We start from the raw sequence: 22,494 nt of genomic DNA, 5'->3' as shown, positions 1-22,494 counted from the left end.
GTCCGGCCCGGTGGTCAGACGAACGCCGCGGTGCCGGTGATGGCCCGCCCGACGATGAGCGCGTTCATCTCCCGCGTGCCCTCATAGCTGTAGAGGGCTTCGGCATCCGCGAAGAACCGGGCGGCGTGGTAGTCCAGCACGATGCCGTTCCCACCCATGATCTCCCGTGCCCAGGCGACCGTCTCGCGCATCCGCGCGGTGCAGAACGCCTTGGCGAGCGCGGAGTGCTCGTCGCGCTGGGTGCCCTCGTCGAGCATCTGCGAGACCCGGACGCACATCGCCATCGATGCCGTGATGTTCCCGAGGCACTTCGAGAGGAGGTCCTGGATCAGCTGGTGGCCCGCGATCGGCTTGCCGAACTGCACGCGCTCCTTGGCGTAGGCGACCGCCGCCTCGTACGCGCCGACAGCGACGCCGACACTCGACCAGGCGACGCCCGCGCGGGTGAGCCGCAGGACCTTCGCCGTGTCGCGGAAGGAGTTCGCGTGCTGCAGCCGGAGGCGCTCGGGGACCCGGACGTCCTCGAGGGTGATGTCGGCGTTCTGCACCATGCGCAGGCTGATCTTGCCCTCGATCTTGGTCGCGGAGTAGCCGGGGGAGTCGGTCGGCACGATGAAGCCCTTCACCTGACCGTCGGCCGTGTCCTTCGCCCAGATGATCGTGATGTCACTGAAGGTCGCGTTGCCGATCCACCGTTTGGAGCCGGACAGGATCCAGTCGTCGCCGTCCCTCGTGGCCGTGGTGCGAAGCCCCTGTGCGCTGTCCGACCCCGACTGCGGCTCGGTGAGGCCGAACGCACCGAGGACCTCGCCGGAGGCGAGCTTCGGAAGCCACTCGTCCTGCTGCTCCTGGGACCCGCACTCGCTGATCGAGCCCATGGTGAGGCCGTCCTGCACCCCGACGAAGGTGGAGATCGACGCGTCGATCCGGGAGAGCTCCATCGAGGCGAGGCCGCGGAACACGGCGCTGTTCTCGAACGGCGTCGTCTCCGGCCAGGCCCACCGGGCGACGTCGAGCTCGAGGAGCGGGGTGATGAGGTGCTTCGGGAACTCGGCCCGCTCCCAGTACTCGTTCACGATCGGCTTCGCCTCGGTCTCGGCCCAGGCTCGGAGGCGGGCGATGGCCTCCTGCTCGGGAGCCGTCAGGAGGCTCTCGAAGCCGTAGAAGTCGCTGGCGAGGGGTTCGAAGATCATGGTCCGTTGCTCCATTGCGTCCGCTGGCGCCGGATCGGCGTCCCGGCCAGCCTAGGCAGGTGTGCTCGGCGCGGACAACGGCTTGGTAGTTTGGTGCACGGTGCCGGGCGACCGCGTCGCACGGCTTGTAGGACGACGCCAAGCGGCCCCAGGGTCCGGCTGGCGCGTCACCCTCGTCCGTCGAAAGGGCCCCACCCATGTTCGTGCCGCTCCGTGCCACTCCTCGTGACTACGCGTGGGGGTCGTCGACGGCGATCGCGGAGGTGCTCGGGTCCGAGCCCTCGGGACGTCCGGAGGCGGAACTCTGGCTCGGCGCACACCCCGGGGCCCCGACGCCGATCGCGGATCCATCGACGGTGGGGGGACATGCCGACCTCGAACGTTGGCTCGCCGCCGATCCCGCCGCGCTCGGCGGGCGCGGCTCGCTGCCGTTCCTCCTCAAGGTCCTCGCAGCGGCCCATCCGCTCTCGCTGCAGGCCCACCCCGACCTGGACCGGGCCGCCGCGGGCTTCGCCGCCGAGAACGAACGCGGGGTGCCGCTCGACGCTCCGCACCGCAACTACAAGGACGCGCTCCACAAGCCGGAACTCATCGTCGCGCTCCGGGACGGCTTCGAGGCGCTCTGCGGGTTCCGCGAGCTCGCCGCGACCGATGCGCTGCTCGTCGACCTGGTGGCCTCGGCACCCGATCCGGCTGCGGCAGCGCGCATCACCATGCTCCGCGGGATGCTGGCCGCCCCCGACGGGCTCCGCGACACCGTGCGGATCCTGCTCGAACAGCTCCCCGGCGGGCTACTGGACGCCCTCGTCGCGTCCGCCGCGGCTCCCGGTTCGGGTGCATTCGACGCCGAGCGGGCCCTGGTCGGGCGGCTCGCGGAGGAGTATCCGGGCGATCCGGGCATCGCGGTCGCCCTCCTGCTCAACCTCGTCACGTTGCGAGCGGGGGAAGCGCTCTACCTCCCCGCCGGCAACATCCACGCCTACCTCCGGGGGATCGGCGTCGAGCTCATGGCCGCGAGCGACAACGTCCTGCGCGGGGGGCTCACGCCGAAGCACGTCGACGTGACCGAGCTGCTCGAGGTCCTGGAGTTCGAGCCGAGGCCGGTGCCGTGGCTGACCCCGACGGACCTGGGCGGTGGACGCAGCCTCTTCGTGCCGGACGTGCCGGACTTCGAGCTGCTGCGGGTGGATCTGCCCGCAGAGCCGTCTGAGCAGGATCCATCGTTCCACCTCCCCGGACCCGGCATCGCGATCGTGACCGACGGTTCGGCGCGGATCACCGGAGCCACCTCGTCGGTGGAGCTCGATCGAGGTGGCTACGCCTTCATCACGCCCGACGAGGCGGAGCTGCGCTTCTCCGGGACCGGGACCCTCTTCCTCGCGACGACCCAGGGCTGACCGCCCGGCCGGGTGGTCCGGTCCAGGTGGCTCAGGCGCTCTCCCGCACCCCGAAACTCCGCCGGTAGGCGGCGGGCGTGGTGCCGAGGACGCGGTCGAAGTGGTGACGGAGGACCGCCGCGGTGCCGAACCCGGTGTCCGCAGCGATCCGCTCGACACCGTGGTCGGTGCGTTCGAGCATCTCCTGCGCTCGGAACAGGCGTTGTCGGTTCAGCCAGGCGGCCGGCGTGCTGCCGAGCTCTGAGCGGAAGCGGCGTGCGAAGGTCCGCTCGGACATGTGCGCCTGCCGCGCGAGACGCCCGATGGGCAGGTCCTCGGCGAGGTGGTCGAGCATCCAGTCGACGACCGGGGCGAGCGACTCGCACTGCTGCGCCGCGACGGGGGAGAGGACGTACTGCGCCTGACCACCGTCGCGCTGGGGCGGGACGACCATCCGGCGGGCGATGACGTTGGCGCTCGCCGCGCCGTACTCCTGTCGTACCAGGTGCAGACACGCGTCGATGCCGGCAGCGGTCCCCGCGCCCGTGATGACCTTGCGGTCCTCGACGAACAGCACGTCGGGGTCGACGGTGGTGCCCGGGAACATCGTCTGCTGCTCGCTGGTGTACATCCAGTGGGTCGTGCTGCGGCGACCGTCGAGCAGCCCTGCCTGACCGAGGACGAACGACCCGCTGCACACGCTGAGGACCCAGGCGCCCCGCGCCTCCGCCGCTCGGAGGACGCCGAGGTAGGCCTCGTCGACCGCTCCGCCACGCGATCCGCCACGACCGGTGATCACCACGAGGTCCGCCTCGGCCGCGAAGGACAGGTCGTCGTTGACGATCATGTCGAAGCCCCGCGCACCGTCGTCGCTCAGGTTCATCCGGACCGGACCTGGGTCCTTCGTGACGATGCGGAGGTCGAAGGCGGGACCGCCCTGGTCCGACCGGTCGATGCCGAAGACCTCGCAGACGACGCTGAACTCGAACGGTTGCAGCCCCGGAATGGCGAGCAGGGCGACCTTCGACAGCATGGGACCTCCGGACGATCGATTTGGCAGGAATGTGCTGCTTTCCGTCCATCCTGCCACTGGTGGCAGTTTTTCGCCATTCCTAGAGTTTCAGACATGTCCATCATCGCACTCGTCGTCGGCTTCCTCATCGTCCTCGTCGCGGTCGTCGCCTCCGCCGCGACCATCCGTGCCGTCCTGACGGACGGCTATCGCCGCGTCCCCGTCCGCCCCGCCGCACGGGGCACGCGCCTCCAGTAGTCTGGTCACTCCGTCTGCAGCACGGCAGGTGGAGGACTCCCTGGAGGAAGCATCGTGGCGTGGCTGGTGACGGGCGGAGCCGGATACATCGGAGCCCATGTGGTTCGGGCCTTCCAAGCGGAGGGGATCGACGTCGTCGTCCTCGACGACCTGTCGAGCGGGCACGAGCGCTTCGTCCCGGCCGGGGTGCCGTTCGTCCGCGGAACCCTGCTCGACGGCTCGGTCCTCGAGCGCACCTTCTCCGAGTTCGAGCTGAGCGGTGTCGTCCATGTCGCCGGGTACAAGTACGCGGGTGTCTCCGTGCAGCGCCCGCTCCACACCTACGCCCAGAACGTCACGGCCACCGCGATGCTGCTCGCCGCGATGGAGGAGCACCGGGTGGAGCGCATCGTCTTCTCGTCGAGCGCCGCGGTGTACGGGACGACGGACGTCGACCTGGTCACCGAGGACACCCCGAAAGCGCCCGAGTCGCCCTACGGCGAGTCCAAGCTCATCGGCGAGTGGCTGCTCCGCGACCAGGGTGTCGCCACCGGGCTGCGTCACACCTCGCTGCGGTACTTCAACGTCGTCGGTTCCGGGACGGACGAGGTCTACGACACGAGCCCGCACAACCTCTTCCCACTCGTCTTCGACGCGCTCCTCGCCGGACGCACCCCCCGCATCAACGGTGACGACTACCCGACGCCGGACGGCACCTGCGTCCGCGACTACCTGCACGTCGCGGATCTCGCGGCCGCGCACGTCGCCGCAGCCAAGCGGCTCGATGCGGGTGAGTCCCTCGAGGCCGCCTACAACCTCGGGAGTGGGGACGGGTCGAGCGTCGGCGAGATCATGACCGCGATGGCGGAGGTGACCGGGATCGACTTCACCCCCGAGATCATGCCGCGGAGGGCGGGCGATCCTGCGCGGATCGTCGCGTCCGGTGCGCTCGCAGCTCGCGATCTCGACTGGCGGATGCGACACGATCTGCGCCAGATGGTGGAGAGCGCATGGCGGGCCAGGCGCGCCGCCGATTGACGTCGCGCGACCGCTCGATCCGCCCAGGCGGGCCCCGACACCCAGTTCGGGTCACACCCGGCGCGTCGCGAACCCTCACCTCGTGATTGAGGCTTTACGATGTGCGACTTGACTCGACCATAACTACAAGGGTGTAATTATGTATCGCGCCGCGTGGCGCAGGGTACGACTAGGTGGGGAGACGGTATGGCGATTCCTGAGTATCGTGCCGGAGTACCCGACGACTGGTTCGTCGATCCGGTCAATCTCGGAGTCCCCGGCGTCCGTCAGCCCGCTGCGGAGGGCGAGGACGACACCCAGCTCTCCTGGCAGACCGACGCGCTGTGCGCGCAGACCGACCCCGAGGCGTTCTTCCCCGAGAAGGGTGGCTCCACGCGCGACGCGAAGCGGATCTGCACCAGCTGCGACGTCAAGTCGCAGTGCCTCGAGTACGCGCTCGCGAACGACGAGCGCTTCGGCATCTGGGGCGGCCTCTCCGAGCGCGAGCGCCGGAAGCTGCGCAAACGCGCCGTCTGACCCGTCGCCGGACGCTGACCGAACCGCTCACGACTCACCGGAACACCCCCGATTCGGGGCGCGCCCGCTCGGTTCCCGCTCTTCCGGCCGGACCCGCTTAGTCTGAATCCGATGTCTCCCCGAGTAACGGCGATTCTCGTGGTGCGCGACGGCTCAGAGCCGCTCGCACGCACGCTCGACGCCCTCCGTGCCCAGACCCGTCCGGCGGACGGGATCATCGCCGTCGCCACCCGCGCGAGTGAGGCGACGATCGAGGAACTCGGTCGCGTCCCCGGCATGAAGCTCGTGACCTCGACCGAGGACCTCAGCTTCGCGCAAGCCGTGGCCGCGGGCGTCCGCGTCACCGATCAGCCTGAGGACGCCGAGCAGATGCTCTGGTTGCTCTCCGAGGACACGGCTCCCGAGCCGACGGCGCTCGCCGCCCTGTTGGGCGCCCTCGAGGTCTCGCCGTCCGTCGGTGTGGCCGGCCCGAAGATCCTCGACTGGGACGACGCATCGTTCCTCCGGCGCTACGGCGAGACGATCACCACCCTCGGGGCGGCGGTCCCGGTGGTCGAGGACGAGCTCGACCAGGCCCAGCACGACACGATGAACGACGTGATGGCGGTCGGTCCGGCCGGCATGCTGGTGCGCCATCAGCTGTGGGACCAGTTGGGCGGCTTCGACCAGGCCCTCGTGGCGGACGACGCCCTCGACTTCTGCATCAGGACCCGCCTCGCGGGCTATCTGGTCGCGGTCGTGCCGACGGCGCGGGTCGCCTCCGCCGGCGAAGGCATCGCCGGGCCCTCCTGGTCGAACCGGCTCGGCGCGCGTCGTCGTCGCCATCGCCAGGCCCGCGCCGCACAGCTCCACCGGCGTCTCGTCTATGCGCCCGGGATCATGGTCCCCGTGCACTGGCTCAGCCTCGTGCCCCTCGCCATCCTGCGGGTCATCGGCCACTTCGTGAAGAAGCAACCCGAGCTCGTGCTGGGCGAGCTCTCGGCGGCGTTCGCCGTCGCGTTCTCCGGAACGAAGGTCGGGAGTGCCCGGCGCCAGCTCGCGAAGAACCGGACCTTGGGCTGGTCGAGCATCGCCGGCTTGCGGATGCGACTCGACGAAGTCCGACGCAAACGCGCGCTCGCGCGGGAGGCGACGCAGATCGGCTTCATCGGTGAGGAACGCGACCTCCGCTTCTTCTCCGGCGGAGGCGCCTGGGTCGTCCTCGCGACGGCGGTCATCGGAGCGGCGATCCTCGCTCCGCTCCTCGGAGCCACGTACCTCACCGGTGGGGGACTCCTCCCGCTCTCGGCGACAGTCGGCGAACTCTGGCAGCACATCGGCTTCGGGTGGCGCGACGTCGGTCTCGGCTTCGTCGGTGCCGCCGACCCGTTCAGTGCGGTCCTCGCGGTGCTCGGGACCATCACCTTCTGGCAGCCCTCCTTCTCCCTGGTCCTGCTCTTCCTGCTCGCGCTGCCGCTCTCGGCGCTCGGCGCCTGGTTCGCCGCCACCCGGCTCACGGAGCGCAGCGGTCCTCGTGCGGTGGCGGCGCTGCTCTGGGCGCTCGCCCCGACGCTCCTGACCGCGCTCGCCGATGGTCGTCCCGCGGCCGTCATCGTCCATGTCCTGCTGCCCTGGCTCTTCTACGCGGGTGTGGTCGCGTCCCGGTCGTGGGCCGCAGCCGGCACGAGCGCCTTCCTGTTCGCAGCGATCACAGCGAGCTCTCCGTCCCTCGCCCCGGCGTTGCTCGTCATCTGGGTCGTCGCGATGGTCTTCGCCGGTCGGGGTGTCGCCAGGGTCGGACTCATCCCGATCCCCGCCATCGCGCTGTTCGCCCCGCTCATCTGGCAGCAGGGGCTCCATCGCGACAACTGGCTCGGACTCCTCGCCGACCCGGGCGTCGCGACGCCCGGGACCGCGGCGTCCGGCTGGCAACTGTCCCTCGGCTTCCCCGGCGGCAGCCTGGGTGGATGGAGCCAGCTCGGCGCAGCGCTCGGGCTACCGGGTGCGACTCCCGCCATCGTGGTACCCGCGCTGCTCGCGCCACTCGCGATCGTCGCTCTGCTGGCCCTGTTCCTCCCGGGCTCCAGACGGGCCGTCCCGTTGCTGATCGCGGCGTTCCTCGGACTCGTGTCGGCGGTGTTCGCCACGCATCTCCTCCTCGCCTCGGCCGCCGGAACGGCCGTCCCCGTCTGGGCCGGCGCGGCGATCAGCCTGTACTGGCTCGGGATCGTGGGTGCTGCGACCCTCGGCCTCGATCGCATCCCGCGGTTCCGGGCTGCCCCGGCGCTCGTCATGGTCCTCGCCGCCGCGGTGATCGCCCTCCCGCTCGCGCTCGCGCAGCCCCTCGGCACCTCGGTGGTCCGTGAGAGCTCCGGTCGCCAGCTGCCCGCCTACGTGACGGCCGCTACACAGACCGATCCGCGGCTCGGCACCCTCGTCATCACGCCCGGCGACGACGGGACCATCACCGCAGTCGTCATCCGTGGACAGGGGGAGACGCTCGACGGCCAGTCCACCATCGCCCAGACGGCCCCCGGCGTGTCCTCGGACGACCGCGTCGTCGCCGAGCTCGCCGGCAACCTCGCGTCGCAGAGCGGACTAGACCCGACGGAGACTCTCGTCGAGCACGGCATCGCCTTCGTGCTGCTGTCGCCGGTCGCCGACGGCGAAGAGCAGACGGCGGCGGGTCAGACCGCCGGCCGTGCGGCGAGCGCGCTCGACGCGAACGCGGCGTTGGTCGCCGTCGGTGACACGACGAGCGGGACGCTCTGGCGCACCGTCGCGGACGTCGGCACCGGTCCCGAGCTCCCCACCTCCAACGTGCTCGGCACCCTCATCGGTGTCGGCCTGGGCGTCGTGTTCCTCATCACGTTGCTCCTGAGCATCCCCAACGGTGCGTCCCGCGACGGGTACCGGGCGGGATCCAGGAAGCCTGCGAAGCTGAAGGGCCGTGCCGCCCGGAAGGCGGCCGCGTCCGGGGCGACAGTCGCCGTGATCGACGACGACGCTTCCGGCACCTACGACGACGAGGACCCGACCGCCGATCTCGACGAGGAGGCGGAGGGACCCGAGTCGGCCACCACCGCCGACGCGTCGACCCGCCCGTCCAAGCCGCGCTGGTGGCGTCGGGGTCAGGCCTCCGCCGCGGCGCCCGCGCCCGCGGCGGTGACCGCCGAACCAGCCGATGACGCCGAGTCCGTCGATGACCGTGCATCGGCCGACGACACCGTCGTTCGCGATGGAACCGTGGCGGTCACGGACGACACCGTCGACACGGACCACGACGTGACCGGGTCGACTCCAGACGCCGACACGAACACGAACACGAACAACACAGCCGGCCAGGTCCCCGACGAACCGGCGGTCGCCACGGGCGATGTCGCCGTGCCCGATCCGGATCCGAGCGACTCTACCGAGACGACGCCGGATCCCGACACCACCCGCCGGGACACCCCGGGAACGGAGCAGCCGCATGCCCAGTAAGCGCGGAGTCGCCATCACCTCCGGTCGGATCGTCACCGGCCTCGTCGGGATCGGGATCGCCGCGGTCACGATCGCGGCGGCCGGGCAGTTGCCCCTCCCGACGGTCGAGATCGCCCCTCAGGACATCCGAGTCACCCCGGTGGCCGGTGACCAGTCGGTCGTGTGTCCTGGGCCGCTGCTCGCCCTGGCCCAGGATGCGACGGCCGCCACGGCAGCCGGCTCCTTCGGCCCGGCGACCGTGGACTTCGGAGCGAACGGGGTGACGCCCACGACGAGTGAGTTGGCCGCACCCGACAACACGAGCGGTACGGCGGACGGTGGACCCACGGTGATCACCGTCCCCGGCGCGACCGACGGGACGGTGACGCCCCTGAGCGGCGCGCAGTCGCAGATCGCCGCGGAAGCCGAGGTCGCCGGTCTGGCGGCCGCCGCTTGCACGCCGGCATCGGCCGAGAGCTGGCTCGTCGGCGGATCGAGTGACATCGGTCGCACCACGCTGGTCCTGCTGAGCAATCCGTCGGCCGTCGATGCGAACGTGACCCTCGAGGTCTTCGGCGCCGCCGGGCGGATCGACGCTCCGGGTGCCGCCGGGATCGTCGTCGCCACGGGCACGCAGCGGGTGATCGCCCTCACCGGCCTCGCACCCAATGAGCCCACCCCGGTCGTGCACGTGACGAGCGAGGGCGGCCAGGTGGTGGCCGCGCTCCAGCAGAGCACGGTCCGCGTCCTGACCCCCGGTGGCGTCGAGGTCCAGGGGCCGACCGCGTCGCCTTCGACCGACCTCGTGATCCCCGGCGTCGTCGTCACGGCCCCCGCGGCCGCAGGGGCGAGCTCCGACACCGCGTCCGTCGACGACCGGGCCACGGCCCTCAGACTGTTCGCGCCGGGATCCGAGCCAGCCGACGTCGTCATCACCGCCACCCGAGAGAACGCGAAGGACGAGCCGATCGTCATCGACGCGACCATCCAGCCGGGCGTTCCCGGTGAGATCGCCCTGGCCGAACTCCCGGCCGGTGAGTTCTCGCTGGAGGTCACCTCGACCCGACCGGTGGTCGCGGCGGCCCGGACGAACTCGCGCGGCGGAACGCTCGAGGACTTCGCCTGGTTCGGAGCGACGCCCGCACTCGACGACACCGCGGCCCTCACGGTCCCCACCGGGCCGGGGCAGAAGCTCCACGTCTTCAACCCGTCTGGCTCCGACGCCGAACTCACGTTGACGGGGGCTGACGGCAAGGAGACCACGGCGAAGGTCGGCGCTGGAGCGGCGGTGACCATCGGCGTCGGCGCCGGTCAGAGCTACGTCCTCGCCGGGGCCGACGGCCTCCACGCCTCGATCAGTCTCGCCGCGGCGGGGCGGCTCACGTCGCTGCCGGTCACGCCGCCGAACCCGCTGGCGGCACCGATCAGCGTCTACCCGCGCTGACCGCAGCGGCCTCGGGTCAGAGGAACCGGTAGCGCTCCGGCCCGAGGTCCCAGGGGTCCTTGCCGAGGAGCTCGGCGACGGCGCGGAACACGCAGCTCTCCACCATCATGCGCTGATGCAGCTCGTCGTTCCGGTGGAGCTTGCTCATCCGCTGGATGGGCAGCCGGTACAGGATGATGCGTCGGCGTCCTCGGTCGACGAACCAGCGGTCGACGCCGTCCGTCCCGGAGTTCTGCGCCGGCATCGCGCCGACCTCGAACCGGACGTCGGCGAGTTCGGCGGGCCAGGCTCCGCGGAGGTAGTCGGCGGTGGTGGCGACCGTCAGGTCGAACTGGTCGATCCGGGTGTCGATCGGTGGCACGTCCGGTCCGACGACGCTCGAACGACCGTTGCGACCGTGCCGTGATCGGCGGCGCGAGAGGGCGCCTCGCGTCTCCTCGTCAGCCTGCGCCATGCGTCCAGTCTAGGTGTGGTCGGCGGCCCGGTTCAGACCCGCTCGACCGGCGAGCCGGACGGTGCCGTCGGCGCCCGCGGGCTACGCTGGGGCAAATGGTGGACAGGATGTGTTCGAAGGTCGGCTGCTCGCGCGAGCCCGTGGCGACGCTGACCTACGACTACCGCGACTCGATGGCCGTCCTCGGTCCGCTGAGCATCGAGAAGAGCCCGCACAGCTACGACCTCTGCTCCATCCACGCCGTACGGCTGAGCGTGCCGCAGGGCTGGAGCGTCGTGAAGCACAGCGTCCTCGGCGACGTCGGCTACGGCTCCTGACCGTCGGCGCGCCACCGCCCCGTGCCGATCTCGGACCCGACATGAAGGTCCACGACGCCTGACGGTCTGCGAGAATGGCGTCATGAGTTCTTCCGCACCGTCTGCCCCCACGACCACCCTGCCCTACAAGGTGGCCGACCTGTCGCTCGCCGAGGCCGGCCGACACCAGCTCCGCCTCGCCGAGAACGAGATGCCCGGCCTGATGGCCCTCCGCGAGGAGTTCGGCGCGAGCCAGCCGCTCGCCGGCGCCCGCATCGCCGGTTCGCTGCACATGACGGTGCAGACCGCGGTGCTCATCGAGACACTCGTCGCGCTCGGTGCCCAGGTGCGCTGGGCGAGCTGCAACATCTTCTCGACCCAGGACGAGGCGGCGGCAGCCGTCGCCGTCGGTCCGCACGGGACCGTCGAGGCACCGGCCGGCGTGCCGGTCTTCGCTTGGAAGGGCGAGACCCTCGAAGAGTACTGGTGGTGCACCGAGCAGATCTTCGACTGGTCGACCGAGGCCGCCACGGCCGGAGCCGAGTGGACCGGACCCAACCTCATCCTCGACGACGGCGGCGACGCGAGCATGCTCGTCCACCAGGGCCGTCGGTTCGAGCTGGCCGGAGCGGTCCCCGACACGACCGACGCCGACAGCCATGAGTACAGCATCGTCCTCGACGTGCTCCGTCGTTCGCTCGCCGGCAGCAGCGACCGTTGGACGAAGGTCGCCGCCGACATCCTCGGCGTGACCGAGGAGACCACCACCGGTGTCCACCGCCTCTACGAGCTGGCGAAGCAGGGTGAGCTGCTGTTCCCCGCGATCAACGTGAACGACTCGGTCACGAAGAGCAAGTTCGACAACAAGTACGGCATCCGGCACTCGCTGCCGGACGGCCTGAACCGCGCGACCGACGTGCTCATCGGTGGCAAGGTCGTCTTCGTCGCGGGCTACGGCGACGTCGGCAAGGGTGCAGCTGAGGCCCTCCGCGGCCAGGGCGCTCGGGTCATCGTCTCCGAGGTCGACCCGATCTGCGCCCTCCAGGCGTCGATGGACGGCTTCCAGGTCGCGACCCTCGAGAGCGTCGCCGACCAGGTCGACATCATCGTGACGTGCACCGGCAACTTCAACGTCGTCACCCTCGACCACATCCTCGCGCTCAAGCACCTCGCGATCGTCTCGAACGTCGGGCACTTCGACAACGAGATCGACATGGCCTCGCTCGAGGCGCTCGAGGGCGCCGAGAAGATCGAGATCAAGCCCCAGGTCCACGAGTGGCGCCTCCCCACGGGGCGCAGCGTCCTCGTGCTCAGCGAGGGACGACTCATGAACCTCGGGAACGCGACGGGGCACCCCTCGTTCGTGATGAGCAACTCCTTCACGAACCAGGTGCTCGCACAGCTCGAGCTCTGGACGCGGATCGAGGAGTACCCGATCGGCGTGTACGTGCTGCCGAAGCACCTCGACGAGAAGGTCGCACGCCTGCACCTCGACGCGCTCGGCGTGCAGCTGACGACGCTCACGGGCGAGCAGGCCGACTACATCGGCGTGCCGGTCGAGGGCCCGTACAAGGTCGACCACTACCGCTACTAGGCGGTGCCGCCGGTTCCCCGCCTCAGCGGTCGGGGAACCGGTGCGGCTGACCGCTCAGCACCGGCTGGAGGAGTGACAGGCGCTGACGGGCCGCGAGTTGGGCCTGGTACTCGCGCTCCCGGCGGATGACGGAGACACCGACGAGGAACGCCTCCGGCGGAGCGATCGGCAGCGGCGACACGAATCGGGACACCTCTGCCGCGAGTTCGGCCGCCAATCGGGTCCTCGTGGCCGGGGTGAGCGATCCGGCCTGCTTGAGGAACTGGGTGACGCGCCGCGCCAGCGGGTCGGGCAGCCGGGCCACGTCGGCGCCGCCGGCCCAGGCGGCGAGCTGCGGTGGGATCATCGCGACGGGCTCCACCACCCGCGGCAGACGCTCACGTTGGCTGTAGGTCCCGGCGAGCACGTCGCCCAGACGCTTCGAGCGAGCACTGAGCAGGCCGGTGAGTGCTGCGATGCCGCCAGCTGTGGCGTAGATCTCGAAGTACCCGGTGAGGGCACGGATGAACGCGTGCCGGAAGCCGGGTGCACCGCCGTCGTCTCGGACGATGCGGGCACCGACCACGAGTCTGCCGAGCGACCGTCCGCGGGTGGCGATCTCGACCGCTGCCGGCAGGACGACGAGACAGAGCACCGTCAGGCCGAGCACGATGGCGGTGAACATCGCGGTGTCCATGGCGACCCCGGACAGGATCCAGGAGAACATCGCGAGCATGAGGCCGACGAACACGAGGATCGACACCACGTAGTCGATGATGGCGCCCGCCGCGCGCAGGATGAATCCGGTGGGCCGCACGTCGAGGGCGACCGCCTCGCCGGTGATCAGCTCGGTGCCGTCGTCTAGCGTCGTCTCGTGCAGCGGGACCCGGGCCGGTTCGGACATGTGCTCCATTCAAGCAGATGCGCGGGGGACCGGCCATGGAGCGCCACCAACGCGTAGCATGGCTGCGATGGACCTCGACGCCTACTCCGCAGCCCACCGTCAGGAATGGGACCGCCTCGACGCGCTCGGCAAGCAACGGTTCTTCAGCGGGCCGGAGGCCGATGAGCTGATCGACCGCTACCAGGCCGGAGCGACCCAGCTCTCCGCGATCAAGACGACGGCCGGATCGACCCTCGTCGGAGACCGCCTCTCGGTCTCGCTGTCGCGGGCGCGCCTCCGGTTCACCGGCGCCAGCGCGAACGTGTTGTCGAGTGTCCCGCGGTTCTTCGTCCTGGCGCTGCCGGCCGCGCTCTACCGGGTCCGGTGGGTGACCCTCGCCGTCGCGGTCGCGACGGTCGTCATCGCGACCCTGTACGCCGTGTGGATCGCCGGCAACCCGCAGGTCCTCGCGAACCTCGGCACCGACGCGCAACTCAAGCAGTACGTCGAGGACGACTTCGTCGCCTACTACTCCAACAACCCGGCCGCGAGCTTCGCCGGCCAGGTGTGGACGAACAACGCGTGGATCGCAGCGCAATGCGTCGCGTTCGGCATCAGCGGCGTCTGGGTCCCGTACATCATCGTCACCAACGCCCAGGGGGTCGGGCAGGCCGCGGGGGTCATGTTCGCCTACGGCAAGGGCGACGTGTTCTTCGAGTACATCCTCCCGCACGGCATGCTCGAGCTCACGGCGGTGTTCGTCGCGGCCGCGGCGGGTCTCCGCATCTTCTGGGCCTGGGTGGCACCGGGGCCACGGACGAGGGGCCAGGCGCTTGCCGAGGAGGGCCGAGCGCTGTTCACGATCGCCATCGGGCTGGTGATCGTGCTCTTCGTCTCGGGGCTCGTCGAGGGTTTCGTGACGCCCGCACCGTGGCCGTGGGCGGTCAAGATGCTCATCGGCGGGGGAGCGCTCGCCGCGTTCCTGACCTACATGTGCTGGTGGGGCGGTCGCGCGTACCGCTCGGGCGAACGCGGCGACCTGGCTGAGTTCGAGGCCGGCGCGAAGCGGATCGTCGCCGGCTGACGGCTACTCGCCAGCTTCGGATCGTGCGCGGCGCTCGGCGTTCCTGGCGTTGACCCGGGCGTTCTCGGCGTTCACCTCGGCGTGGACGGCGCGCTCCTGCACGAGCCAGGCGGGCAGCGTGCGGAGGAGCTCCTGGATCTGTTCGGTGGTCAACGCCTCGGTGATCTCGGCGCGAGCCAGACCGGAGGTCGACACGCCCAGCTTGCGGGCGACGACGTCGCGCGGGTGCGGTCCGTTCTTGCGGAGCTCGACGAGCCAGTCCGCCGGGTTCGCCTGCAGTTCGAGGAACGCCGACCGCGTGATCGGCTCCTCCTGGAACGACGCCGGGGTCGCCGGCAGATAGACCCCGAGCTTCTTCGCCGCGGTCGCCGGTTTCATGATCTGTTCGCTCGCACCCATCCGCTCAGCGTACCTCGCTGCGGTGTCCTCGCCCAACCAGCCGGATCACCCGTCGACTGAGCTGCAGTAGTGTGGCAAGCCGAGCAGTGGAGGCTTCGATGGACAGGCAGGACGACCAGGTCGACGGGATCGAGGTCGGCGACGACGGGCTCGGTGCCGACACGGTGCCGGAGATCGTCCCGCCGGCGCTGACCGTAGCCTACGCGCGCGGCGTGAACCCGGGGAAGTGGGCGCGCATCTGGAGCGAGCGCCGTCCGGACGACGAACTCCGCCTGATCCGAGTGGACCTCGACGAGCAGCGAGCGGTCCTGGCCTCCGGTGCGGCGGACGTCGTGCTCGCCCGGGTCCCGATCGACCAGGACGGGCTGAACACGATCGCCCTGTTCGAGGAACTCCCCGTCGTCGTCTTCGCCAAGGGCGCTGCACTCGGAGCCGAGGACACGGTCGGAATGGCCGCGCTCGCCGACGAGCAGCTGATCATGACGCCGCTCGTCCTCGAGTGGGCCGAACGTGCCGCCGTGCTCGGGTTCGACGCCCCGGCGGCCCCGTTGACCGACGACCCGGAGGCAGCGGTCGAACTGGCCGCGTCCGAGGTCGGGATCGTCGTGGTCCCGCAGTCGGTCGCGCGACTGCATCAGCGGAAGGACGTGGAATACCGTCCGATCGCCGGTCTTCCATCGATCCCGGTCGTGCTGGTCTGGTCGCAGGACCGCGAGGACGAAGCCGTGGAGGAGTTCATCGGCATCGTCCGCGGACGCACGGCCAACAGCTCGCGACGGTCCGCCCCGACCGAGCAGGCCGCCGCTCCTGCACCGCAGCAGGCCGCGAGACGACGGAAGGCGCCGAAGGCCGGTTCGACCCAGGGCACCGCCGCCGGGACGAGCCGAGGCGCCCAGCTCGCCGCGCGCAAGGCCAAGCAGGAGGAGCTCGCCCGGGAACGCCGCAAGAAGCGTAAGGGCCGCTGACCCGTCGATCCGGTTCCGGCCGGCACTCGGAGGAAGCCGCTCGATCGGCGACGGATCGGGCTAGAGCCGACCGGACGCCTTGAGCGCGATGTAGGCGTCGGCGAGCGCCGGGGGGAGGGTCTCCGGCGAACCGGTGACGACGTCGGCCCCGAGCTGTCTGATCGCCGCCGACACGCGTTCGATGTCCAGCAGGGCGCGTTCGGCCGCAGCGGCGCGGTAGACGGTCTCGCGGTCGCCGCGGTCGCGCGTGGCCTCGAGGGTCGCCGGGTCGACGACGCTCGTCACGACGACCGTGTGGCGCTGCGTGAGCTGGGGGAGGACGGCGAGGAGCCCGCGCGCGGCCCCGGGGGCGTCGATCGAGGTCTGCAGGACGACGAGGGCGCGCTGGTTCGTGATCTGCCTGACCTGGCCGGGGACGGCGTCCCAGTCGGTCTCGATGAGTTCCGGGTCGACGAGCGCCATCGCATCGACCATCCTGGAGAGGAGTTCGGCGCCGGTCGCCCCCTGGACGCGACCACGCACGCGACGGTCGTAGGCGAGATAGTCGATGCGGTCGCCTGCTCTCGTGGCGAGCGCGGCCAGGAGGAGCGCGGCTTCGAACGCGGTGTCGATGCGCGGCTCGTCGGCGATGCGCGCGGCGGAGGTGCGGCCGGTGTCGGTGACGATGACGACCCGGCGGTCGCGCTCTGGCCGCCAGGTGCGGATCATGACGTCGCCGCGTCGTGCCGTGGCACGCCAGTCGATCGAACGGACGTCGTCACCTCGCACGTATTCGCGGAGGGAGTCGAACTCGGTGCCCTGACCGCGGACCATGACGCTCGTCGCGCCGTCGAGCTCGCGGAGGCGTGCGATCCGGCTCGGGAGGTGCTTCCGGGAGTTGAACGCCGGCAGGACTCGGAGGTGCCCGGCGCTGTTCAGCGTCGCCTGTCGAGCCAGGAGACCGAGCGGACCGAACGACCGCACCGTGACCTGGGACACCCGTCGCTCGCCCCGACGGAACGGCGTGAGCACCAGGCTGACGCTCCGCCGCTCACCGGGCGGGAGGTCGACGCGGAGTCGCTCGGCGGGCGCGCCGGCGGACGGCTGCCAGGCGTCGCGTACCAGCGCCCGGACGCGGCGACCTCCGCGGTTGGTGAGGAAGAGGGTGCTCGTCGCCGAGTCACCGAGCCGGACCCGGGACGGCAGCTGCCGTTGCAGGACGATGTCCCGAGGCGAACCGGCGACCACGAGGTCGACCGTTCCGAGCGCGGCGGCGAGCACGAGCCATGCGATGAACGCCGGAGCTGCGTCGCCCGTGAGCACGCCGAGCACCACGATCGGCACGATGCCGAACGCGACGAGCGCGACGAACCTCCCGGTGACGGCCATCTAGATGGGCACCTGCACCTGCTGCATGATCGAACGCAGGATCGCGTCGACCGAGACACCCTCGAGCTCGGCCTCGGGCCGCAGCTGCATGCGGTGGCGCCACACCGGGAGGACCATCGTCTGCACGTGGTCGGGGGTGATCGACTGGTAGCCGCTCAGCCAGGCCCAGGCCTTCGCCGACGCGAGGAGGGCGGTCGTCCCTCGAGGGCTGACCCCGAGCCGGACGGACGGGCTGCGCCGAGTGGCACGCGCGAGGTCGACGATGTAGGCGAGGACGTCGGCGCTGGCACCCACGCGTCCGACCTCGAGCTGCGCCGCCCGCAGATCGGCCGCGCCCATGACCGGCCTGACACCCGCAGCCGTGAGGTCGCGCGGGCTGAACCCGGCGGAGTGCCGTCGGAGCACCTCCACCTCGACGTCGCGTTCGGGCACGTCGAGGACGAGCTTCAGCAGGAAGCGGTCGAGCTGCGCCTCGGGGAGCGTGTAGGTGCCTTCGTACTCGATCGGGTTCTGCGTGGCGGCGACGATGAACGGGTCCGGGAGTGGGAGCGAACGGCCGTCGACGCTGACCTGGCGCTCCTCCATCGCCTCCAGCAGTGCGGACTGGGTCTTCGGGGGTGTGCGGTTGATCTCGTCGGCGAGCAGGATGTTCGTGAACACCGGGCCCTCGCGGAACTCGAACTCGCCGGTCTTGGCGTCGTAGACGAGCGACCCGGTGACGTCGCCGGGCATGAGGTCGGGCGTGAACTGCACGCGCTTCGTGTCCAGACTGAGCGCGTGGCTGAGCGATCGGACGAGGAGGGTCTTCGCGACGCCGGGCACACCCTCGAGGAGCGCGTGGCCCTTGGCGAGGAGCGCGATGACGAGCCCGGTGACGGCGGCGTCCTGACCTACGACGGCCTTGCCGACCTCGATGCGGACCTGGGCGAGTGCCCGCCGGAGGTCGTCGCGGTTCGGTGCGGTGGATCCTGGCACGGGGGCGTCGGTCATGGATGGTTCCTTCCGGTGAGGTCCGTGGCGCGCGCGACGGCGGCTTCGAGATCGAGCAGGTGATCGGACAGGGAGACGAGGTCGGCGTCGCTCGTCGGTACGGCGTCGAGCAGGACGGACCGCACGTGCCGAGGGTCGAGTCCGGCGAGCCCGGCGACCGTGTCGGCGACCTCGATGACCGAGGCGTGGCGGGAGAGGCCTGCGGCGACCGCGAGGCGGGACACGGTGCCGATCCGCAGTGCGTCGAGCGCCCGCTGACGGTTGCCGGACCGCTGGTAGAGGCGTGCGCGCCCCTCCATCGTCTCGCTCGCGCGGACCGCGACGGGCAGGTCCTCGATGACGAGCGGGCCGAAGCGTCGTCCGCGCCAGAACATGGCCAGGATCGCCGTGACGACGACGGTGCCGGTGACTCCGGCGACCCAGCTCGGCGTCAGCTCGTCGAGGCTCGGGGGACCGGTGACCGGCACGTCGGCGAGGCTCGGCAGGTACCAGACCAACTGCTCGGTGGAGCCGAGCAGGCCGAGCGCGAGGGCGGCGTTCCCAGCACGGTCGATGACATCGTTCGTCAGGGCGTCGGCCGAGCCGAGCAGCACCCGTGCGCCGTCCGCCTGCGTCACGACCGCGCTCCCGCCGCCGTCGGCGGTGAAACAGCGCTCGGCGTCGGCGTCGGTGGTCGTGTACAGCGTCCAGCCACCGGTGACCGTCCCCGCCCGCTCGGCGGTGGGGTCGCCGCAGTCGGACGACAGGACGTCGGCGGTGTCCGAGCTGCCCGCGAACGAGACGCCGGGGAACAGGGTGCGGAGCGCCGCGGCCCGGGGGGTGACGACGACGAGTCCGGCGTCGGCGTCGCTCAACCGCTCGAGCTGCGAGGCGTCGAGCAGTCCGCTGGGATCGAACAGGAGGACGGTGCTGTCGGTGTCCTCGACCGCCTCGAGCGTCGCGTCGAGCGAGGTGGTCTCCGTCACGGTGACGCCCTCCTGGCGGAGCACCTGCGCGAGCGCGCGTCCGCCGTTCGGGGTCTGGTTGCCCGGGCTGAGCAAGGCTGCGTCGATCGACGCGCCTCGCGTCGCGAACATGAGCACGAGGGCGATCCCGACCGCGAAGACCGCCGCGACGATCCAGAACCGGTTCCGTCGCAGCCGGGTCCGCAGTCGTGGTGTGGCGACGTCGGGCTCGGGCTCCCGCTGCACCGTGGGCTTCGTCGTGAGCGTCACCGGACCAGCTCCTCGGGGTCGGCGAGCAGCTGCGGCGCGGCGGTGGAGAGCCGGGCGTCGAGCGCTTCGAGCTCACGGTACTGTGCCTCGGTGCCCGTCGCCTCGAGGTAGCGGACGGCATCGAAGACGTCCGCGGCCTCCGCGAGCGCGCGCCCGTCCTGCGGGAACGCGGCCGCAGCCCGGGCGGCGAAACCGTGCGCCGTCGTGCCGGGGGTGACCACGACGATCGTCCGCTCGGACAGTCCGCGAGCGATCGCCCGGTACAGCTCCTGGAGCGCGAGGGTCCAGTCGCCGGCCGCGGCGGCGGTCCTCGCGTCCTGGCGCAACCGATCGGCGGTCCGATCGTCGCGTTCGCCGAAGAGGTCGAGCTGACGGGCGCTCCGTCGGTTGAGGCGGGGGACGCCCCACACGATGAACGCGATGACGATCCCGACGACGACCACGGTCATCGCGATGATCGGGAACAGGCCGGTGAAAGGGCCCTCACCCGGCACCCGGAGGGAGTTCACCCAGTCCCAGAACGCCTTCGACACGATGTCCCACAACGACGGTTGCGCCGTCTGGTACTCGGGCTTCGACAGCTCACGCTGCAGGAGGTCCCGGGCGCCCGGTGCATCAGGGACGAGCGGGACGTCGAGGCGCGACGCGAGGAACAGTGGGCTCATCGGGTCGCTTTGCCTCCGGCGGCGGCGACGTCGAAGGGGTTGTCGACCGTCTCGCGACCGCCGGCGCGCGCCTCGACGAACCGCGCGAGGTCGAGGTCGAGCCCCTCCTTGCGCATCCGCAGGTCCACATAGATGACCGCCGACGTGGCACTGATGACGACGACCGTGATCGCACCGATGATGACGGAGACGAGCAGGGACAGGCCCTGCGCGGCGATGGTGGCGACGATCATGGTCGCCTCCGAGTCCACCCCGACGAACAGCACGGGGACGAGACTCGCGAGCAGGCTGATCGGGGTCGCGACGACCTGCGACGCGACACTGACGACCGAGGAGACGAGGAACTGGACGCCGAAGGTCCGCCAGAAATAGCCGTCGGTCAGGCGCCAGGAGCGAGCGAGCGAGGCGAAGACCTTGCCGTTCTCGAGGACGATGATGCTCGGTGTGAGGGAGAACTTCGTCCCGAGCCACACGGAAGCGGCGATCAGGACGAGCAGTGCGCCGATGCCCATGACCACCGTCAGGGCCACGCCCGCGGTCCCGCCGAGACCGGTGAGCACGAAGCCGAGGCCAACCGCGACGGCGATGAACACCGTCACGACACCGATCAGGAGGAAGGTGTAGCCGATGAGCGGCAGGAACCGCGCCTTCGTGCGTCGCCAGAGCACGCCGAGCGGCAACTTCTCGCCGAGGGTGCCGCGGGCGACCTCTTGCGCGATGATGCCCTGCAGGATCGCGCTGCCGGCGATCGAGACCGCCACCGGGATCAGGAAGGACAGGATGATGGCCGTGATCGCCCCGGCGCTGATGGCGTCCTCCTCGCCGGGGGCCGCCTGCGACAGCCGGCTCAACGAGAGCCAGGTGACGACGCCGACGATGACGAGGGAGAGGACGGCGGTGAGACCCTGCAGGAGGAGGGCGCTCCCGAACGTCGCCTTCGGGTTGCGTCGCAGCACGAGGAAGGGGGCGCCGAACAGGTCGCTGAAGGACAGCGGCCGGAGCGGGATGAGCCCCGGCTTCGGCGGCGGTGCCCATCCCTGCTGGGGACCCGGGGCCCAGGACGCACCGGTCGCGTACGGGTTCGCGTCGTAGGCGGCGGTCGGAGCCGAAGGAGGGGTCCCGTACCCGGGCTGCTGCGCCTGGGTATACGGCTGGGTGTACTGGGGCGGGATCTGCTGTGGATACGGCTGCTGGCCGTATCCCGGCTGTGGGTACCCCGCCTGCGCCGGATACGCGGGCTGTTGCGGGTGTCCCTGCTGCGGCGGGTACCCGGGCTGCTGCTGGTATCCCTGCTGCGGCGGGTACCCGGGCTGCTGTGGGGCTCCCTGCGGCGGCGGCGGATAGCCGGGCTGCTGTGGATGCCGCTGCTGCGGTGGCAGCGGCTGCGGTGTCGCCTGCTCCGGCGCCACCGGCTGTCGTGGCCCCTGCGGGGTCGCCCACGGGTTCGGATCCTGATCGCCCATCTCGCCCCCGGCTCGCTGTTCCGTGTCCATCAGCAACACCCCCTCGCCGTCTCGAACCCCTCCATGTTGTCACACCGAGCCTGCCCGCGACCGGCGGTTCGGCGGTTCTCCTGGACACTTCGACTACGCTGAGGCGAGACGTAAGGACACCGGTCAGGCAGCGCGGCCGGCCGGTCACACCCGAGACGGAGCTATGAACGCACGCATTCTCGTCGTCGACGACGACACCGCACTCGCCGAGATGATCGGCATCGTGCTGCGCACCGAGGGCTTCGAGCCGTCGTTCTGCGCGGACGGGGGCGGCGCGCTCCAGGCGTTCCGCGACACCAAGCCCGACCTCGTCCTCCTCGACCTCATGCTCCCGGGGATCGACGGGATCGAGGTGTGCCGCCTGATCCGTCAGGAGTCCGGTGTCCCGGTCATCATGCTGACCGCGAAGTCCGACACCGCGGACGTGGTGAAGGGGCTCGAGTCCGGCGCCGACGACTACATGGTGAAGCCGTTCAACCCGAAGGAGCTCGTCGCCCGGATCCGTACGCGGCTGCGCGCGCCGGCCGCCGACCTCGCGGAGACCCTCCGCATCGGCGACCTCACCGTGGACGTCGCGGGCCACGAGGTCCGTCGCGCCGACGGGGTCATCGGGCTCACGCCGCTGGAGTTCGACCTCCTCCTCGCACTGGCGAGCAAACCCCAGCAGGTGTTCACCCGCGAGATGCTGCTCGAACAGGTCTGGGGATACCACTACAAGGCCGACACCCGACTCGTGAACGTCCACGTGCAGCGGCTCCGCGCGAAGGTCGAGGAAGACCCCGACAACCCGAAGATCGTCATGACGGTGCGTGGCGTCGGATACCGCGCCGGCGCGGTCACCGGCTGATCCGAC

Annotated in this window: 21 protein-coding genes; 11 read left to right on the top strand and 10 right to left on the bottom strand. The window is 70.8% G+C overall.

Annotation, left to right across the window (positions count from 1 at the left end):
- Positions 1-14: 14 nt before the first annotated feature.
- Positions 15-1,193 (bottom strand): acyl-CoA dehydrogenase family protein, encoded by a 1,179-nt coding sequence (locus GV015_RS16135; RefSeq protein ID WP_086474313.1) that lies wholly within the window; start codon positions 1,191-1,193, stop codon positions 15-17.
- 197 nt (positions 1,194-1,390) lie between these two features.
- Here GV015_RS16135 and manA point away from each other — a divergent pair, with 197 nt between their 5' ends.
- A complete protein-coding gene (manA, locus tag GV015_RS16130; RefSeq protein ID WP_159879359.1) occupies positions 1,391-2,590 on the top strand; it encodes a mannose-6-phosphate isomerase, class I in 1,200 nt (399 codons plus the stop codon).
- 31 nt (positions 2,591-2,621) lie between these two features.
- On the opposite strand, the gene GV015_RS16125 is transcribed toward manA, so the two are convergent.
- Positions 2,622-3,602 carry a GlxA family transcriptional regulator gene (locus GV015_RS16125; protein ID WP_159879357.1) on the bottom strand — a complete coding sequence of 327 codons (981 nt, stop codon included), beginning with the start codon at positions 3,600-3,602 and terminating at the stop codon, positions 2,622-2,624.
- Between the two features lie 93 nt (positions 3,603-3,695).
- Between GV015_RS16125 and GV015_RS16120 the strand changes: the two genes are divergently transcribed.
- The 5 genes from GV015_RS16120 to GV015_RS16100 all read left to right on the top strand — a co-directional run bounded on the left by GV015_RS16120 (position 3,696) and on the right by GV015_RS16100 (position 10,257).
- Entirely contained in the window at positions 3,696-3,839 is a 144-nt protein-coding gene (locus GV015_RS16120; RefSeq protein ID WP_159879355.1) for a hypothetical protein, read from the top strand.
- Between the two features lie 54 nt (positions 3,840-3,893).
- Positions 3,894-4,856 (top strand): UDP-glucose 4-epimerase GalE, encoded by a 963-nt coding sequence (gene galE, locus GV015_RS16115; protein ID WP_159879353.1) that lies wholly within the window; start codon positions 3,894-3,896, stop codon positions 4,854-4,856.
- Positions 4,857-5,042: 186 nt separating this feature from the next.
- A complete protein-coding gene (locus GV015_RS16110; protein ID WP_079002812.1) occupies positions 5,043-5,372 on the top strand; it encodes a WhiB family transcriptional regulator in 330 nt (109 codons plus the stop codon).
- Positions 5,373-5,483: 111 nt separating this feature from the next.
- Positions 5,484-8,834: a glycosyltransferase gene (locus GV015_RS16105; RefSeq protein WP_159879351.1), complete on the top strand. Its 3,351-nt coding sequence runs from the start codon at positions 5,484-5,486 to the stop codon at positions 8,832-8,834.
- Complete coding sequence (locus GV015_RS16100; RefSeq protein ID WP_159879349.1) at positions 8,824-10,257, top strand: DUF5719 family protein; 1,434 nt, start codon at positions 8,824-8,826, stop codon at positions 10,255-10,257. The genes GV015_RS16105 and GV015_RS16100 overlap by 11 nt, the downstream gene beginning before the upstream one ends.
- 16 nt (positions 10,258-10,273) lie before the next feature.
- Here GV015_RS16100 and GV015_RS16095 read toward each other — a convergent pair whose 3' ends face one another.
- Positions 10,274-10,711, bottom strand: a complete 438-nt coding sequence (locus GV015_RS16095) for a metallopeptidase family protein (protein WP_159879347.1) — start codon at positions 10,709-10,711, stop codon at positions 10,274-10,276.
- Between the two features lie 107 nt (positions 10,712-10,818).
- Here GV015_RS16095 and GV015_RS16090 point away from each other — a divergent pair, with 107 nt between their 5' ends.
- Both GV015_RS16090 and ahcY read left to right on the top strand, forming a co-directional pair.
- Positions 10,819-11,028 carry a DUF3499 family protein gene (locus tag GV015_RS16090; RefSeq protein ID WP_369808449.1) on the top strand — a complete coding sequence of 70 codons (210 nt, stop codon included), beginning with the start codon at positions 10,819-10,821 and terminating at the stop codon, positions 11,026-11,028.
- A gap of 82 nt (positions 11,029-11,110) precedes the next feature.
- Positions 11,111-12,601, top strand: coding sequence for an adenosylhomocysteinase (ahcY, locus tag GV015_RS16085; RefSeq protein ID WP_121292048.1), 1,491 nt, complete (start codon positions 11,111-11,113; stop codon positions 12,599-12,601).
- Positions 12,602-12,623: 22 nt separating this feature from the next.
- On the opposite strand, the gene GV015_RS16080 is transcribed toward ahcY, so the two are convergent.
- Positions 12,624-13,484, bottom strand: coding sequence for an RDD family protein (locus GV015_RS16080; RefSeq protein ID WP_085513390.1), 861 nt, complete (start codon positions 13,482-13,484; stop codon positions 12,624-12,626).
- A gap of 67 nt (positions 13,485-13,551) precedes the next feature.
- Here GV015_RS16080 and GV015_RS16075 point away from each other — a divergent pair, with 67 nt between their 5' ends.
- Positions 13,552-14,547: a stage II sporulation protein M gene (locus GV015_RS16075; RefSeq protein ID WP_079707261.1), complete on the top strand. Its 996-nt coding sequence runs from the start codon at positions 13,552-13,554 to the stop codon at positions 14,545-14,547.
- A gap of 3 nt (positions 14,548-14,550) precedes the next feature.
- On the opposite strand, the gene GV015_RS16070 is transcribed toward GV015_RS16075, so the two are convergent.
- Complete coding sequence (locus GV015_RS16070; protein ID WP_056012681.1) at positions 14,551-14,946, bottom strand: DUF5997 family protein; 396 nt, start codon at positions 14,944-14,946, stop codon at positions 14,551-14,553.
- A gap of 98 nt (positions 14,947-15,044) precedes the next feature.
- Between GV015_RS16070 and GV015_RS16065 the strand changes: the two genes are divergently transcribed.
- Positions 15,045-15,911 (top strand): LysR family substrate-binding domain-containing protein, encoded by an 867-nt coding sequence (locus GV015_RS16065; RefSeq protein WP_159879345.1) that lies wholly within the window; start codon positions 15,045-15,047, stop codon positions 15,909-15,911.
- Positions 15,912-15,971: 60 nt separating this feature from the next.
- On the opposite strand, the gene GV015_RS16060 is transcribed toward GV015_RS16065, so the two are convergent.
- Genes GV015_RS16060 through GV015_RS16040 form a run of 5 tightly spaced genes read right to left on the bottom strand, consistent with a single transcriptional unit; the run spans position 15,972 to position 21,641 of the window.
- Positions 15,972-17,279: a DUF58 domain-containing protein gene (locus GV015_RS16060; protein ID WP_159879343.1), complete on the bottom strand. Its 1,308-nt coding sequence runs from the start codon at positions 17,277-17,279 to the stop codon at positions 15,972-15,974.
- Entirely contained in the window at positions 17,280-18,269 is a 990-nt protein-coding gene (locus tag GV015_RS16055) for a MoxR family ATPase (protein ID WP_159879341.1), read from the bottom strand. It abuts the gene before it with no gap.
- Positions 18,266-19,483 (bottom strand): DUF4350 domain-containing protein, encoded by a 1,218-nt coding sequence (locus GV015_RS16050; RefSeq protein ID WP_159879339.1) that lies wholly within the window; start codon positions 19,481-19,483, stop codon positions 18,266-18,268. Before GV015_RS16050 ends, GV015_RS16055 begins: the two co-directional genes overlap by 4 nt.
- Positions 19,480-20,148, bottom strand: a complete 669-nt coding sequence (locus GV015_RS16045) for a DUF4129 domain-containing protein (RefSeq protein ID WP_159879337.1) — start codon at positions 20,146-20,148, stop codon at positions 19,480-19,482. The genes GV015_RS16050 and GV015_RS16045 overlap by 4 nt, the downstream gene beginning before the upstream one ends.
- Positions 20,145-21,641, bottom strand: coding sequence for a hypothetical protein (locus tag GV015_RS16040; RefSeq protein ID WP_159879335.1), 1,497 nt, complete (start codon positions 21,639-21,641; stop codon positions 20,145-20,147). The genes GV015_RS16045 and GV015_RS16040 overlap by 4 nt, the downstream gene beginning before the upstream one ends.
- Positions 21,642-21,804: 163 nt before the next feature.
- Here GV015_RS16040 and mtrA point away from each other — a divergent pair, with 163 nt between their 5' ends.
- On the top strand, positions 21,805-22,488 hold the full coding sequence (gene mtrA / locus GV015_RS16035; protein WP_064295232.1) for an MtrAB system response regulator MtrA: 684 nt from the start codon (positions 21,805-21,807) through the stop codon (positions 22,486-22,488).
- The last annotated feature ends 6 nt before the right edge of the window (positions 22,489-22,494 follow it).

It is taken from the genome of Plantibacter sp. T3, assembly GCF_902506515.1.
GTDB classification, from domain to species: domain Bacteria; phylum Actinomycetota; class Actinomycetes; order Actinomycetales; family Microbacteriaceae; genus Plantibacter; species Plantibacter auratus.
The sequence above is the reverse complement of the archived record's forward strand: the minus strand, read 5'-3'. Positions and strand labels throughout refer to the sequence as shown.

Bases quoted from the DNA above. Each gene is read 5' to 3' on its own strand.
- GV015_RS16135 (WP_086474313.1), bottom strand. From the start codon at position 1,193: ATGATCTTCGAACCCCTCGCCAGCGACTTCTACGGCTTCGAGAGCCTC.
- manA (WP_159879359.1), top strand. From the start codon at position 1,391: ATGTTCGTGCCGCTCCGTGCCACTCCTCGTGACTACGCGTGGGGGTCG.
- GV015_RS16125 (WP_159879357.1), bottom strand. From the start codon at position 3,602: ATGCTGTCGAAGGTCGCCCTGCTCGCCATTCCGGGGCTGCAACCGTTC.
- GV015_RS16120 (WP_159879355.1), top strand. From the start codon at position 3,696: ATGTCCATCATCGCACTCGTCGTCGGCTTCCTCATCGTCCTCGTCGCG.
- GV015_RS16110 (WP_079002812.1), top strand. From the start codon at position 5,043: ATGGCGATTCCTGAGTATCGTGCCGGAGTACCCGACGACTGGTTCGTC.
- GV015_RS16105 (WP_159879351.1), top strand. From the start codon at position 5,484: ATGTCTCCCCGAGTAACGGCGATTCTCGTGGTGCGCGACGGCTCAGAG.
- GV015_RS16100 (WP_159879349.1), top strand. From the start codon at position 8,824: ATGCCCAGTAAGCGCGGAGTCGCCATCACCTCCGGTCGGATCGTCACC.
- GV015_RS16095 (WP_159879347.1), bottom strand. From the start codon at position 10,711: ATGGCGCAGGCTGACGAGGAGACGCGAGGCGCCCTCTCGCGCCGCCGA.
- GV015_RS16090 (WP_369808449.1), top strand. From the start codon at position 10,819: ATGTGTTCGAAGGTCGGCTGCTCGCGCGAGCCCGTGGCGACGCTGACC.
- ahcY (WP_121292048.1), top strand. From the start codon at position 11,111: ATGAGTTCTTCCGCACCGTCTGCCCCCACGACCACCCTGCCCTACAAG.
- GV015_RS16080 (WP_085513390.1), bottom strand. From the start codon at position 13,484: ATGTCCGAACCGGCCCGGGTCCCGCTGCACGAGACGACGCTAGACGAC.
- GV015_RS16075 (WP_079707261.1), top strand. From the start codon at position 13,552: ATGGACCTCGACGCCTACTCCGCAGCCCACCGTCAGGAATGGGACCGC.
- GV015_RS16070 (WP_056012681.1), bottom strand. From the start codon at position 14,946: ATGGGTGCGAGCGAACAGATCATGAAACCGGCGACCGCGGCGAAGAAG.
- GV015_RS16065 (WP_159879345.1), top strand. From the start codon at position 15,045: ATGGACAGGCAGGACGACCAGGTCGACGGGATCGAGGTCGGCGACGAC.
- GV015_RS16060 (WP_159879343.1), bottom strand. From the start codon at position 17,279: ATGGCCGTCACCGGGAGGTTCGTCGCGCTCGTCGCGTTCGGCATCGTG.
- GV015_RS16055 (WP_159879341.1), bottom strand. From the start codon at position 18,269: ATGACCGACGCCCCCGTGCCAGGATCCACCGCACCGAACCGCGACGAC.
- GV015_RS16045 (WP_159879337.1), bottom strand. From the start codon at position 20,148: ATGAGCCCACTGTTCCTCGCGTCGCGCCTCGACGTCCCGCTCGTCCCT.
- GV015_RS16040 (WP_159879335.1), bottom strand. From the start codon at position 21,641: ATGGACACGGAACAGCGAGCCGGGGGCGAGATGGGCGATCAGGATCCG.
- mtrA (WP_064295232.1), top strand. From the start codon at position 21,805: ATGAACGCACGCATTCTCGTCGTCGACGACGACACCGCACTCGCCGAG.